Here is a 13,993-nt window from a genome sequence, read left to right as displayed (position 1 = left end):
AAAAGCACAATAATATTTATGGCTTTTCCCTTGCTTTATATATAGATCTATGGTATGTTTTAAACAACCCTATTTGTAAGATTTATTATATGCATAGAAAGGAGTTGATGGAATGAGATTTAGGCTTATATTCAAAACGGAGGGATTGAATATGCCAACGGATTATCGATCTGGGATACTTAGTTTTTTTAAGGCATCGATTAAAGACTATAATCAAGGATATTATGATGATTTATTTGAGCCAAATGGAAGTTTTCAAAAAAAGTATTGTTTTGCACCATATGTGCCTATCGGTAATATTAATCATCAAAATATTGCATTATCCTTACCAAAAATGTCTATTACTATTTCAACCGGTGATCCCTACACAGGCATGATGCTGTATAATGCCTTTCAAAAGCAAAAAGGTCAACAACACCATTTTTACTCGGATTACTTAACACTTGAAAAAATAACACTTTTGCCTGATCATCAGTTAAATACCCAGAATATTTTGGTAAAAACAATGTCTCCTATTTTAATTAGGAAGCACAACCGTAGTGACAATTCAGATCATTATTTTTTGCTTTCGGATGGAGATGAAGCTATCCAATGTCTACAAAAAAATACACGCTATCAATTGGAAACCATGGCGCCAGCGCTTTTACCTTATGTGGACACTTTGAAAATTGAACCATTTAACTTGAAAAAAGTTGTGGTGCATCACTATGGAATGTTAAAAGACGCAATGGTTGGTACGTTTAAACTATCTGGACATACATTATTATTGCAACATATCTATGATTATGGGATTGGAAGTCATCGATCTGCAGGATTTGGCTTGATTGATGTGTTGCAGGAGGTGGTTTCAGAATGAGCGATCAAATGACAATCATGTTGGATCATGCATTGTATAATGCTGGAGTTCTTGGGTTAATAAAGGTACTGTCACAAGATAAGGATATTGAAGCCCAGATTATTAAAAAAGATCACTCAAATGTGGTTGAAATTCCGGTAGCTTCTTTGGAAACCTTTCCTAATCTATACATCGATTATTTTGTGAAATCTGCAGCTAAGCAAAGTATGCCTTTGAAGAAAATTTTTGATGATTTCGATTGTTTGGATTATCAAGAGTCAGAAGATCAAGCACGGGAGAAGAGGATTACTAAAAAAGAAAAGGATCCTGTAAAGATATATCACGAATATCTAAAGGCTAAGTTGGAGAGGGCGAGTTTTAAATCAGGGTATGAGATCGTTACCAAGCATTACATGGATTCAACGGATATCTCATTGCTTGTGAAGGAAGCGTCATCTCGACTCAAAGAAAAAGATTATCGGAAGGTTCAAGAAATACATCAATCTATTTTGGGTTATTTAAATCAGCATAAAGATGTATTTTATTTCAAAGAAGCCACCTATAACATTTTAAGTCGCTTTTTATCAGGCAAATCTTTCTTTGTTCAAGTGAAGGAACCAGCGGATCAGCTTATCAAAAAAGACTTTGTTCAACCCATCATCGATGCATACCAAGGAAAAAGAAATAGAAACGCATTGGCTTGTTCTGAGTGTGGGGAACCAACCGTTGGTAGTTGGGGATTGACATGGATCAATGATGTAGGTGTTGACATTTCACGCAAACAATCACATTTTTGGAATTTACAGTCGGATACGGAACTGTGCCCTGTGTGCAGGCTGGTCTATCTTTGCATGCCAGCGGGATTTCAAACCACAAATGGGGAATCTATTTTTCTTAATGCAAACGATTGCATATCTAATTTGGATCGTTACAATTCACTTGATGCCATAAAAGATGAGCCAAGAAGTATCGATGACATTGAAAGTAAACTGTACCACGGAATTGCTGAATATTATAAAGAAAAACACTTATCTAAACATGAACATCATCTTCCGTCTGGGATACAGATTATTCGCAGAACTACTAGTGCGAATAATGTGCCTAAGTATGAGATAAAAGATCTTTCGGAAAAGCTTTATGAACTTATTAAGTTGGCAGCAAAAGATTTAACGGCAATTAGTAAAGTTTGGGTCGAGCAGCCTGGCTCTACGTCTAAAAATTCTGTTCGAAGACCGTTGTTTAGCAAGACGGTTAAAACGGTGTCTGAGGGTGGGTCTTTATATCAAGAGATTGATAGACTCATTCGTATCGGAGGAAAACAGGAAATGGTTGGAGTCGGAAAGTTATTGAACATTGAAATGCATCGGAAAGTGGTAGGGATACAACTGAAAGGAGCTAAGGCTATGGCGGAAAAGTATCAAAAGAAAAATTGGATGGTTATTAAAGAAGCAAAAGCGGCAGGCAGTAATATCAGAGTGGCGTTGGAAGGAAGTGGTGCTAAAAACGCTCATAAACGAATGAGTGGGTTCACGTATCGACTTCTAAACTCATTAAAAGCAGGAGATAAGAAGCTGTTTATGGATACACTGCTGAGATATTACATTGGTGCTGGCAAGCCAGTTCCAGATGTTTTTGTTCAGGCACAGGGAGAAATTGAAGAGTTGCGTTTAGCAGGATATTCCTATATTGCTGGTTTAAAAGGAACTGAAAAGAGTTTGGGAAATGATGAGGGGAAGCTCCAAAAATCTTTAGAAGGAGGAAAAAGTGAATGAAAAAAAGAATATGTGGTTTGACAATGACAGTAGTTGTAGAAGGTGAAAGCATGAATCATGGTGAAGGATTTGGCAACTTATCTACGCTAAAAACCTCAACTCGTGGTGATGGATCCATTAGCACTAAGGTTTCCAGAGAAGCTCTTTTTTACAGTCTGAAAAATGGTATTGGGTGGAATGATACGCCTGTGATTGCAAGTGGGTCTGGTGATAATAAGGTGGTTCAATATGATCCTAGTGCAACCATTATTGACTATCCAGAAATTGATCTCGGTGGATATATGAAAACAGCAGAAGGGAGTGGAAATACAAAAACACGTAATGCAGTTTGTCGACTAAGCAATGCCATATCACTGGAGCCTTTTCAAATGGATATGAATTTTTTAAACAATATGGGATTAGCAAAGCGCGGTGGTTTCGATAATTCGATTGCTCAAAGTGAGTCGCATCGGTCTTTCTATGCGTATACAGCGACAATTGATCTGGATCGTGTAGGTATTGATGGTGATTTAGAAGTAGATGATCCGGAGAAAGCAAATCGTGTTAAAACTTTGTTAGACGGCTTTAAGTTTCTCTATCGAGATATTAAAGGTCGTAGGGAAAATTTGACTCCGCTGTTTATCATTGGTGGTGTTTACGAACGTAAGAATCCGTTTTTTGAAGGACGAATCAAGCTTGATAACGGTGCTATTGTTGCCAACCCAATTTTGGATACTTTAAGTCTGGATGAATCCATATCTGCGAACACCATAGTTGGATTGACAAAAGGTATTTTTCAAAGAGATCAGTTTCTAACTGATGCCTTGCAAGAAAAAGTCCTTGCGGTGAAAGATGTTAAAGGTGCTTTTGAACATCTTAAAACTAAGGTGGATGAGTATTATGAAACTAATTAGAGTGAAACTGTACCAACCTTTCGCCAATTATAAACGTCCAGGAAGTATGCAGATTAAAGAAACGTATCCGCTACCACCTTATTCTACTGTTATCGGAATGGTTCATGCTGCTTGCGGGTTTACTAAATATGAAGCGATGGATGTTAGTATCCAAGGCCAATATACTGAAAAAAAGATGGAAGAACTTACAAGATATGAGTTTGGTACAGCTAATCCTAAAAACTGGGATGCTGATGCTCAGAGACGTTACTCCATTAAAATTCCTTTAGAAGATGGTACTTTCAGGGGGGTTACAAGGGGACTTTCGCAGGTTAATATTTTGTCGGAAGTGCAGTTGGTTATTCATATCCATGTGCATGATTCCTCAAAACTGGATGAGGTTTTTAAAAAAATAAAAACTCCGATGACATTTCTTTCGCTAGGTCGTTTCGAAGATTTAGTCCGCATTGATGAAGTTAAAATAGTAGATTTTGATTACGAGTTATATGAAATTGAAAGGTTACCTTACAATGCTTATTGGCCATATGAGAAACTCAAATTGGATGAAGCTCTTATGCCATCAAAGGGTACGCATTATAGGCTAAACAAAGAATTTGATTACGTAAAAAAGGGAAAGAAGTATTTGCGAATCTGGAAGGAAAAAGTCAAGGCAGTTTACATCACCAATTCTAACTTTGATCTTGTTGATGGTGGAGAATTGCCCGTTGATGAGGATGGTATTCCGGTTTATTTAGCATAGAAGGAGGACGATCATATCGTAAACTATGCGAAACCGCACAAAAGCATACAGGAGCATACTAATGATCTGCTTTTTCATTATAAGGTATTCAAACAAAAATATTCAACGTTATTAAATGAAGAGGAATGGCTGCTTTTGAAAGTAGCCATTCTTTACCACGATGTTGGAAAAATTAACCCTGATTTTCAGGCGAAAATGTTCGGTATTATGAACAAATTTAAAAAACGAAAGAATCCGCTTGAAATACCGCATAACTTTTTGAGCCCGGTCTTTTTGGATTACGAAGCATTTGCTAGTGAAGTTGGAGAAAAAGATGCTGATCTTGTTCTCGCGAGTATTTATTATCATCACGATCGGGAAGATATCGAAGGCAATGAAAAAGAAGGTGTACAATATCGAAAAAATATGATTTTAAATCAATTGCCATGTTTATTTAAGGATTTCAAATATGATGATTTGATTTATCGTGCGGAACATCTAAATAGAAAAAATTTAAGAAAAGCAAAAACATTTCTAAAGAACATGAGCAATAAAAAGTCATTTCGCTTAGAAAGTTTCCGACGTTACGTTTTAATTAAAGGGTTACTTAACCGCATTGATTATGTCGCAAGCGCAGATTTGACCAATTATGAAATTGAAAAATCATCGATTGATTCTGAAGGGTTGAGTTTGCCAGAACGAATTGAAAAAGTATTCGTTGACAGAAATCCTGCCAATACATTTGAATCTATGCTCCGACCAGCACAAAAATGGATGAGAGATCATCAGAATAGCAACATCGTTTTGACTGCATCCACAGGATCAGGTAAAACAGAGGCTGCTCTTCTTTGGATTGGTCAAGAAAAAGGTTTTTTCACTTTGCCTTTAAAGGTTGCTATTAATGCAATTTATCGACGCATTAAAGGAGATGAAGAAGGACAGTATGGTTATAAACCTGTTGAAGTGCTTCACTCAGGGATTGGTGAAATCTATCTTCGGGAAATCAAAGATGGCAATGAGATGGATATTCCTATGCGTATGAATGCTGCACGTTTAATGTCTAGTCCTCTAACGGTTTGCACGGTAGATCAGTTATTTTATTTTAGTTTTAAACATAACGGGTTTGAGCCAATATTAGCAGTTTTAGCGTACAGCAAAGTAGTTATTGATGAAATTCAAATGTATGATCCTGCAATGGTAGCTTTTTTACTGTATGGTTTAAAATTGATCCATCGAATGGGCGGGAAATTTGCTATCATGACGGCTACGGTACCTAATTATTTACTTGGACTATTAGAACGTGAATTAGCGGATGCTAACGTTATTAGAAAAACTTTTTTAGATGTAAACCCTGAAAAACACCAGCTATGTTATCGGAAAGATGAAATGGATTATGAAGAAATATTAGAAAAAGGTCAGGGGCATAAGGTTCTTGTGATTGCTAATACAGTTAAAAAAGCACAACTTCATTTTGAAAGCCTTAATTTACTTGGTGGCAACAAGGGTGTTCCTGTGAAATTGTTGCACAGCAGTTTTTTGAAAAAAGATAGACGAATGTTGGAGGATTCTATTTTGAAGTTTGGTAATCCTAAACATGCTGAAGCTGGTATTTGGGTTACAACTCAAGTTGTTGAAGCATCTGTTGACGTTGATTTTGATATTTTATATACAGAAATGTGCAGTGTTGATAGTATAATTCAGCGTATGGGTCGAATTTTGAGGCATCGTTCAAGAGAAGAAGGTTGTATATTTCCTAATGTTGTGATTCACGATACTAGAAATGGGAGAGGTAAAAACAACGTTATCCATCCAATTATTTATGATGCATCTGTACATTCTATCACCACATTTATTAGGGAAAATCCAGATTCTTGGGTATCGGAAAAAGATAAAGGAGACTTGATGGATCGAGTTTATTCTGAAAAGTTCAACAAAGAGATTGTGTACTTTGAAGATGAAATTCGATCTATTTTAGAGTCGCTGGAAAATGCAGTTTTATACAACGTAAATACCAGTGAGGCAAAACGGAGTTTGAGAAATATTGTGAGCGATACGGTGCTTCCATTGGAAGTGTTTGATGAATTGTCGAGATCTGGTATGATTCAACAATGGGAAAATACTTTTAAGAAAGATAAAGTTCCGTACCATGAAAAGATTAAAACTATATCAGAGATTCAGGATTTTACAGTAAACCTCTCGGGGAAAACTTATGATGCGAGCTATTCCTCTGGCTATTCATTTTTGGATCAATTAGGAATAAGTATTGTAGATTATACGTATGAATTTTCTATTGAAGCTATGATGGGTGTGGGACTACGCAAAAAAGATAAAGTTGATGGGAGTAATTTTATTGAATGATAATATAAATATTACAGGTACACATATACATTATTATGCGATATGTCATCGGAAGCTTTGGTACTTTTCAAGAGGGATCTGTCTAGAGGCATTCAATGAAGATGTAAAGATAGGAAAAGCGATTCATGAATACGCTTATCCGCGAAAGAAGAAAGAAATACAAGTGGATGCTAATCTTCGAATCGATTTCATTGATAAAGATCAAACGATTCACGAAGTAAAAAAAAGCTCTAAAAATGAAAATGCACATCTGTTGCAGCTTAGATTTTATATGGAAAGAGCTAATGAGCGAGGTCTTGAAGTCAAAAAAGGAGTTTTACATTACCCTGAAGAAGGGAAGACAGTAACCGTTCATTATGACGAAGATTTTTTTGTGATATGGGAACGTATAAAAAAGCATATCGCTGATATTGTAGGTAAGGAAGGACCACCCCAAAAAACGAAAGCGACAGCATTTTGCAAGAAGTGTTCATATTTTGAATTATGCTATTGCTAGAAAGGGAAATCCATATATGGATCAAACATATTACATTTTTGGTGCTAGAGTTTTGAAACGAAAAGACGATACATTAGTGCTTATTTTAAAAGATAATAGCTTTCGTCCTTTACCTGTTGAAAAAGTGCGTGACATATATTTGTTTTCTGAAACGGATGTAAATTTATCTGTTTTGCGCTTCTTAGGGAAAAAGAATATAAATCTTCATATTTTTGATTATTATGGACACTATAATGGCTCATATATACCACGAGAATCTTTTTTTTCAGGGCAATTATTGATAAAACAGGTGCGTGCTTTTGAAGATATGCAACATAGAGTTTTGATTGCAAAAGAATTTATTTTGGCTTCGTTTAAAAACATGTTGCGTAATCTAAAATATTATCGAACAAGAGGTAAAAACCTTGAAGATGCCATTGTAACGATGGAATCATTATCAAAAGGTATTGATAGGTGTAATTCGGTTGAAGAACTTATGGGTGTAGAAGGTAGTTTGAGAAAAGTTTATTACTCTGCTTGGAGTTATATTCTTAAAGAAGGCTTCGACTTAGAAAAGAGGGAATATAGGCCGGCAACAAGTCCAGTTAATGCGATGATTTCCTATGTAAATATGCTTATATACACAACTTGCTTGACGGAAATATATAAGACCCAACTTAATCCTACTATTAGTTATTTGCACGCACCAGGAACGAGGCGGTTTTCATTATGTTTGGATATAGCGGAGGTTTTTAAGCCTGTTCTTGCAGATCGTCTTATTTTTAGTTTGATCAATCGAGAACAAATTAAGTTAGCTGATTTTAATGGAATCAATATGTCTGAAAAAGCTACTAAGATCATTACAAGGGCATTTGATGACAAATTAAAAGAAACAATAAAAAATAAAGAATTAAATAGAAATGTCTCATATAGAACGTTGATTCGGTTAGAGTGTTGGAAAATTGTTAAGCATTTAATGGAAGATGCACCTTACAATTCTTTTAAAATGGAGTGGTAGTTTATGTATGTTATAGCTGTTTATGATATTGCTTCTGATGAGAAGGGGGCGCAAGTATGGAGAAAAGTGTATAAATGCTGCAAACAATACCTTAACCATGTTCAAAATTCTGTGTTTGAAGGAGACCTTACGGCAAGCCAGGTTGTTATTCTTAAAAAACAGATTAGAAGTATCGTTCGTAAAGATTTGGATTCTTTTATCATTTATGAAATAAAATATTATAATGGAATAGAACGTAGTATTTTAGGGAAGGAAGATAACTTACTGGATAATTTTATATAAAAGTCGACCATCGGAAATGCAAAATATCTAGGACTTCGACTTTATTGGAATTTCACCAGTGGTAAAAACAAAGAGTTGAATTTTAAATAATATTTGCTATAATTTAATGTAGGTTGACTGTTGTGATTCTTATAAGTCTTTGTTTTCAACATATGTAGAGATGAGGATTTTTATAGAACCATAGTGGAATGTAAACTAAACTACATTTTTATTATCCCGTATGGCTATTTCATTTTTATAGAACCATAGTGGAATGTAAACATATTATTTGCACAGGATCTTGGCTTTTGCCACCATTTTTATAGAACCATAGTGGAATGTAAACTATATTCCATATCCTCGTACTCACATTCGTTGGTAAATTTTTATAGAACCATAGTGGAATGTAAACTTGTTTGCAAGTGTTGCAACGTGACCTCGATGGTTTATTTTTATAGAACCATAGTGGAATGTAAACTTGCTTCGTTTCCTTTTCCAGCCACTCCTGTATTATTTTTATAGAACCATAGTGGAATGTAAACTGGGATATGCGGTTATGGTACGCCTACCGGTGATAGTATTTTTATAGAACCATAGTGGAATGTAAACAGATCTTCCTTTACGTATAACTCGCTGCTGCAGAATTTTTATAGAACCATAGTGGAATGTAAACATGCCAGCCATTGATGACCTTGACGGTGCGGCAGATTATTTTTATAGAACCATAGTGGAATGTAAACACGGTAGATATATTAGATTTGACGATGGTACGCAGATTTTTATAGAACCATAGTGGAATGTAAACAGTAGCGGCGTTTTTGAATTGCTTTTCTGGAAATCCGATTTTTATAGAACCATAGTGGAATGTAAACAAGATTCTTCAATTGACATATATTTGGATTCATAATTTTTATAGAACCATAGTGGAATGTAAACAATGCTGTTGAAGGTATGTGTTATAGCGGAGACCCTATTTTTATAGAACCATAGTGGAATGTAAACATGGCAAAAATTGCACTAGAGGACAACGCTGCCGAATTTTTATAGAACCATAGTGGAATGTAAACTGAGAAAGTTGCGGTGGGTATCGGAAAAGAAAGCTGAATTTTTATAGAACCATAGTGGAATGTAAACGACAATAGTAGATTGATAGAGGAAGCCGTAGACGTATTTTTATAGAACCATAGTGGAATGTAAACTTGTTTAGCCAGTTGCAATATTCCTCACACTCTTTATTTTTATAGAACCATAGTGGAATGTAAACACATCTCGAGCGAGTACGGGATATTCTCGCTTAAAATTTTTATAGAACCATAGTGGAATGTAAACGCAAAAGATTCAATGTTAAGCGGTGCGGCGTCATTATTTTTATAGAACCATAGTGGAATGTAAACATTCCTGCCTTTATTGCCCACATTCCGATGTCGAACAATTTTTATAGAACCATAGTGGAATGTAAACTTTATTAACCCAGTGGCTTTTTCTTTTAGGAGGGTTGATTTTTATAGAACCATAGTGGAATGTAAACTCTGTCCGTCCCGATGATCTGCCTTCCGATCACCAATTTTTATAGAACCATAGTGGAATGTAAACTTTGTAGCCCATATGCTCTACTGTCTTTCCACCATTTTTATAGAACCATAGTGGAATGTAAACACTAGCAGACTTAGCCATAAATGAAGGATTCACAATTTTTATAGAACCATAGTGGAATGTAAACATGGCAAAACAGTTATTATGTGTGACACTTGCTATATTTTTATAGAACCATAGTGGAATGTAAACTTAGTCTTAGCGATGTATTCGGATGCTTTCAGCCTGATTTTTATAGAACCATAGTGGAATGTAAACACTGCTTTGGCTAGTGTCCTGCCGTCTAGTTCTACATTTTTATAGAACCATAGTGGAATGTAAACGACAACGCTAGGCTAATAGAGGAAGCCGTAGACGTATTTTTATAGAACCATAGTGGAATGTAAACGTGAATGATTGTGTTTATCATAAATTCCTCCTACGATTTTTATAGAACCATAGTGGAATGTAAACCGAGTGACTACAACGTTGTCTTGCTTGATTAACTGCATTTTTATAGAACCATAGTGGAATGTAAACTTTTCTACTCCTCCAATTCCTCAATCAGCTTCTCCATTTTTATAGAACCATAGTGGAATGTAAACTTGTCTTTCATTGCTAGACACCTCGGGGCAGAGGATTTTTATAGAACCATAGTGGAATGTAAACAACGATAACGGTTGACGATCTATTTTCGTTCGGCGTATTTTTATAGAACCATAGTGGAATGTAAACCCTCAACTTTCTCATAGTGTCGGTGGCTTCTTCCAATTTTTATAGAACCATAGTGGAATGTAAACTCTGGAACCATAGCAGACCAGTAATTTCTGTGCCATTTTTATAGAACCATAGTGGAATGTAAACCTAGTTATTTCGCCCTTAAACTTGTTCGGATGTGCATTTTTATAGAACCATAGTGGAATGTAAACTTTGATTTTCTGCGTATTTTTGATGCTTCTTTACATTTTTATAGAACCATAGTGGAATGTAAACTCTCCTTGTTTTAATATTTCAATTTTTTCCTGCATGATTTTTATAGAACCATAGTGGAATGTAAACGAAACAGGGAGACGTATGAAAGAAATTGTCTTAGAATTTTTATAGAACCATAGTGGAATGTAAACTACGCCGCATAAGGACAGAACTAAGACACAAACCATTTTTATAGAACCATAGTGGAATGTAAACGACTTTACGAAAGAGTAGCTGACCAGATCAAGCAATATTTTTATAGAACCATAGTGGAATGTAAACGTGTGTACTCTTCGATCAATACATCTATAACATTCTATTTTTATAGAACCATAGTGGAATGTAAACTCCATCTCCAAAATTGTAGTAATAACTGCTTTTATCATTTTTATAGAACCATAGTGGAATGTAAACACCTTACATGCTTATAAATGTAATAATGAAACTTGAATTTTTATAGAACCATAGTGGAATGTAAACCTCTAAAAGCCCAGTAGACCCTAAATTGTACTTGAATTTTTATAGAACCATAGTGGAATGTAAACGTGATAATAGAATTTGAGTTTTATTGCGGGTATGGCATTTTTATAGAACCATAGTGGAATGTAAACACAAACCATTCTGATGATTTTTCAAGCCATTTTTCCATTTTTATAGAACCATAGTGGAATGTAAACCTTCTTTGTTCCGCTCTTTCGGATTCCATTAAATATTTTTATAGAACCATAGTGGAATGTAAACAAGGTTCGCACATCAAAGCAGTGCTCTGTCAACAATATTTTTATAGAACCATAGTGGATATTTGCATAATAAAACTAGCTTATTGAAAATACAAAACACCTCAACAAACAAAAAGGCTTTGATGGAAGAGGCAGAGTGGGAATGCTATAATGGAAATAGGTTTGGAATCAGACCTAAAATGCTGAAAGGGATGCAAGATGCAGTTACGAGCAAAGCCCAAGGATCGGGAGGTAACAGGGCTAATTGCCCAAGGGGTTGGTGTTGTGGCTGCATCCCATTGTAAGGTGAAGGCATGAAAAAAGTAACGATCATTACGAATTTTAGGGGTGTAGCAGAATTTCATAAATCTGTGTTGCATCATCTTTTTCCAGGGATATCCATTGTTGCGCTGGGATTTGATAAAGATAGAATCTCCAAGAAGATTGATGCGGATGTGCTGCTTATTTCTTTGTACTCTATTTATGTAGAAATAAAAGAACTCATTCCACTGCATACGAAAGTAATGATTCTGACCACTACCTTAACCAAAGAACAACGCCATATGATTATGCGAATTCAAGAGGATTCGGAAGTCTTACTGGTGAACTATAGCCCTGAAATGACCTTGGAAAGCATGGCATTGCTGAGGCAAATTGGTCTAACCAATTATAAATTTTTCCCCGTATATCCAGGCAAAGCCGATATTCCCAGGATTCCTACAGCGGTCACCTTGGGAGAAAGGGAGCAGGTGCCGGCTTTTGTGGAAAAAATTATTGATACAGGGCATCGAACCTTGGATGAAACCACCATTATGGACGTAGCCGTAGGTTTGGAGATGGAGCATTTGTTGCAGAGCCAACGGTTTGTAAGCCACTTTAATGGCTTGTGCAAAGTGTCGACGGTGGCCTCGGCACTTTTGGATCGTCTTAATATTTCAGATAGTCGATTTCTTAAATTGCTTAATGTCATTGATGAAGGGATTATCACCACAGATCCAGAGGGGTTTATTTTAGGCATGAACGATAAAGCCCATGAAATACTGGCCTTAAACAATCAAAGCATTGGAAAAAATATTTTGGAAGTTTTTGAATTTGATGTGGTAAAAAAAGCCATTGGTTCCAAACAAATTGTCGACCAAGAGTTAATCCGTTTTAATAACACCACGATTACCTTTCGGTCTGCACCGGTAGTAACCGGTGAAATCATTTCCAGTATTTTAATGGTAATTAATCAATTTGAAGAAAAAGAAAAATATCAGCATCAACTGAGAACAAAAATATTAGGCAAGGGGCATAAAGCCAAATATACCTTTGACAGCATTATAGGAACCAGCAAAGAAATACAAAAAACAAGAGACACGGCGAAAAAAATGGCTAGATCCAATTCGTCGGTGCTAATCACTGGGGAAACTGGAACAGGAAAAGAACTGTTCGCCCAAGCTATTCATAACGGGTCGCGAAGAAAAAATTATCAATTTGTGGCGGTGAATTGTGCCAGTATACCGGAGCCACTACTGGAAAGCGAACTGTTTGGATACGAGGAAGGGGCATTTACAGGTGCTAAAAAAGGTGGCCGCATAGGGTTGTTTGAATTGGCACATAAAGGAACACTTTTTTTAGATGAAATTGGGGAGATGTCTATTCATCTTCAAAGTCGGTTGTTAAGGGCGATTCAAGAAAAAGAAGTGATGCGTGTGGGTGGCGATCGTGTCATCCATGTGGATGCACGAATTATCACAGCCACCAATCAAAATCTAAGAAAGCGTATACAAGAAAACGCATTTCGAAAAGATTTATACTATCGCATTAATGTGCTGTCCTTGAAGATACCTCCGTTGAGAGAACGAATTGGTGATATTATGACAGGTTTTGACTATTTCAAGAAAGAAATGCAAGCTAGTTTTGTCTTGAGTCAGGAAGCGAAAACCTATTTAACCCAATATTGCTGGGAGGGAAACTTCAGAGAATTGCAGAACTGTGTGGAATACCTGGTTTATTTGGATAAAAAGAGGATTCATCAAGAAGATATAAAAGAAAGCTTGCCAGATCTTTCTTATGAGGAAACAGAGGACTGGGAAAGCACTCCTGCCTCTGGCAAAGACTTTGTCCTAGGCTGTCTTTATGAAGCAAGAAAAGAGGGGGAAGGTTTAGGGCGGCGTGGCATGGTGAATTTGGCAACCAAAGAAGGAATCCGTCTATCCGAGAGGGGGATTCGAAAGATCCTGCAGGAGTTTGAAGAGGAAGAATGGGTAACTGTAAGGAAAGGAAGAAAGGGTACGTTTCTGACGGATCAAGGGGTAAAGGTCTTTCTAGAAAGGAAAGGTAAGAATAGGTCAAGCTAGACGTATCTTAGGGTGGCCCTAGGGTAGAAAAAAGAATGAATGGGTTTTAAAAAGGGAT

General features: G+C 36.2%; 9 protein-coding genes and 1 CRISPR repeat array. All 9 genes read left to right on the top strand.

The window, feature by feature from the left end; genetic code table 11:
* The first annotated feature begins 112 nt into the window (after positions 1-112).
* Complete coding sequence (gene cas6, locus ACZ47N_RS05225; protein WP_464888081.1) at positions 113-856, top strand: CRISPR-associated endoribonuclease Cas6; 744 nt, start codon at positions 113-115, stop codon at positions 854-856.
* The gene (gene cas8a1, locus ACZ47N_RS05220) at positions 853-2,607 is read left to right on the top strand and encodes a type I-B CRISPR-associated protein Cas8b1/Cst1 (RefSeq protein WP_464888080.1); all 1,755 of its coding nucleotides are present in this window, start codon (positions 853-855) and stop codon (positions 2,605-2,607) included. Before cas6 ends, cas8a1 begins: the two co-directional genes overlap by 4 nt.
* Positions 2,604-3,500, top strand: coding sequence for a type I-B CRISPR-associated protein Cas7/Cst2/DevR (cas7i, locus tag ACZ47N_RS05215; RefSeq protein ID WP_464888079.1), 897 nt, complete (start codon positions 2,604-2,606; stop codon positions 3,498-3,500). Before cas8a1 ends, cas7i begins: the two co-directional genes overlap by 4 nt.
* Positions 3,487-4,239 (top strand): type I-B CRISPR-associated protein Cas5b, encoded by a 753-nt coding sequence (cas5b, locus tag ACZ47N_RS05210; RefSeq protein WP_464888078.1) that lies wholly within the window; start codon positions 3,487-3,489, stop codon positions 4,237-4,239. The genes cas7i and cas5b overlap by 14 nt, the downstream gene beginning before the upstream one ends.
* 15 nt (positions 4,240-4,254) lie before the next feature.
* Positions 4,255-6,576, top strand: coding sequence for a CRISPR-associated helicase Cas3' (gene cas3 / locus ACZ47N_RS05205; RefSeq protein ID WP_464888415.1), 2,322 nt, complete (start codon positions 4,255-4,257; stop codon positions 6,574-6,576).
* Positions 6,569-7,072: a CRISPR-associated protein Cas4 gene (gene cas4 / locus ACZ47N_RS05200; protein ID WP_464888077.1), complete on the top strand. Its 504-nt coding sequence runs from the start codon at positions 6,569-6,571 to the stop codon at positions 7,070-7,072. The genes cas3 and cas4 overlap by 8 nt, the downstream gene beginning before the upstream one ends.
* A 16-nt stretch (positions 7,073-7,088) precedes the next feature.
* Positions 7,089-8,069, top strand: a complete 981-nt coding sequence (gene cas1b, locus ACZ47N_RS05195) for a type I-B CRISPR-associated endonuclease Cas1b (protein WP_464888076.1) — start codon at positions 7,089-7,091, stop codon at positions 8,067-8,069.
* Between the two features lie 3 nt (positions 8,070-8,072).
* Positions 8,073-8,351 (top strand): CRISPR-associated endonuclease Cas2, encoded by a 279-nt coding sequence (cas2, locus tag ACZ47N_RS05190; RefSeq protein ID WP_464888075.1) that lies wholly within the window; start codon positions 8,073-8,075, stop codon positions 8,349-8,351.
* Positions 8,352-8,517: 166 nt separating this feature from the next.
* A CRISPR array of direct repeats spans positions 8,518-11,615; the repeat unit is 30 nt; unit sequence ATTTTTATAGAACCATAGTGGAATGTAAAC.
* Positions 11,616-11,907: 292 nt separating this feature from the next.
* Complete coding sequence (locus tag ACZ47N_RS05185; protein ID WP_464888074.1) at positions 11,908-13,935, top strand: sigma-54 interaction domain-containing protein; 2,028 nt, start codon at positions 11,908-11,910, stop codon at positions 13,933-13,935.
* Positions 13,936-13,993: the final 58 nt, after the last annotated feature.

This window comes from Tindallia texcoconensis, assembly GCF_055383815.1.
This window is presented reverse-complemented; position numbering and strand designations above follow the sequence as displayed.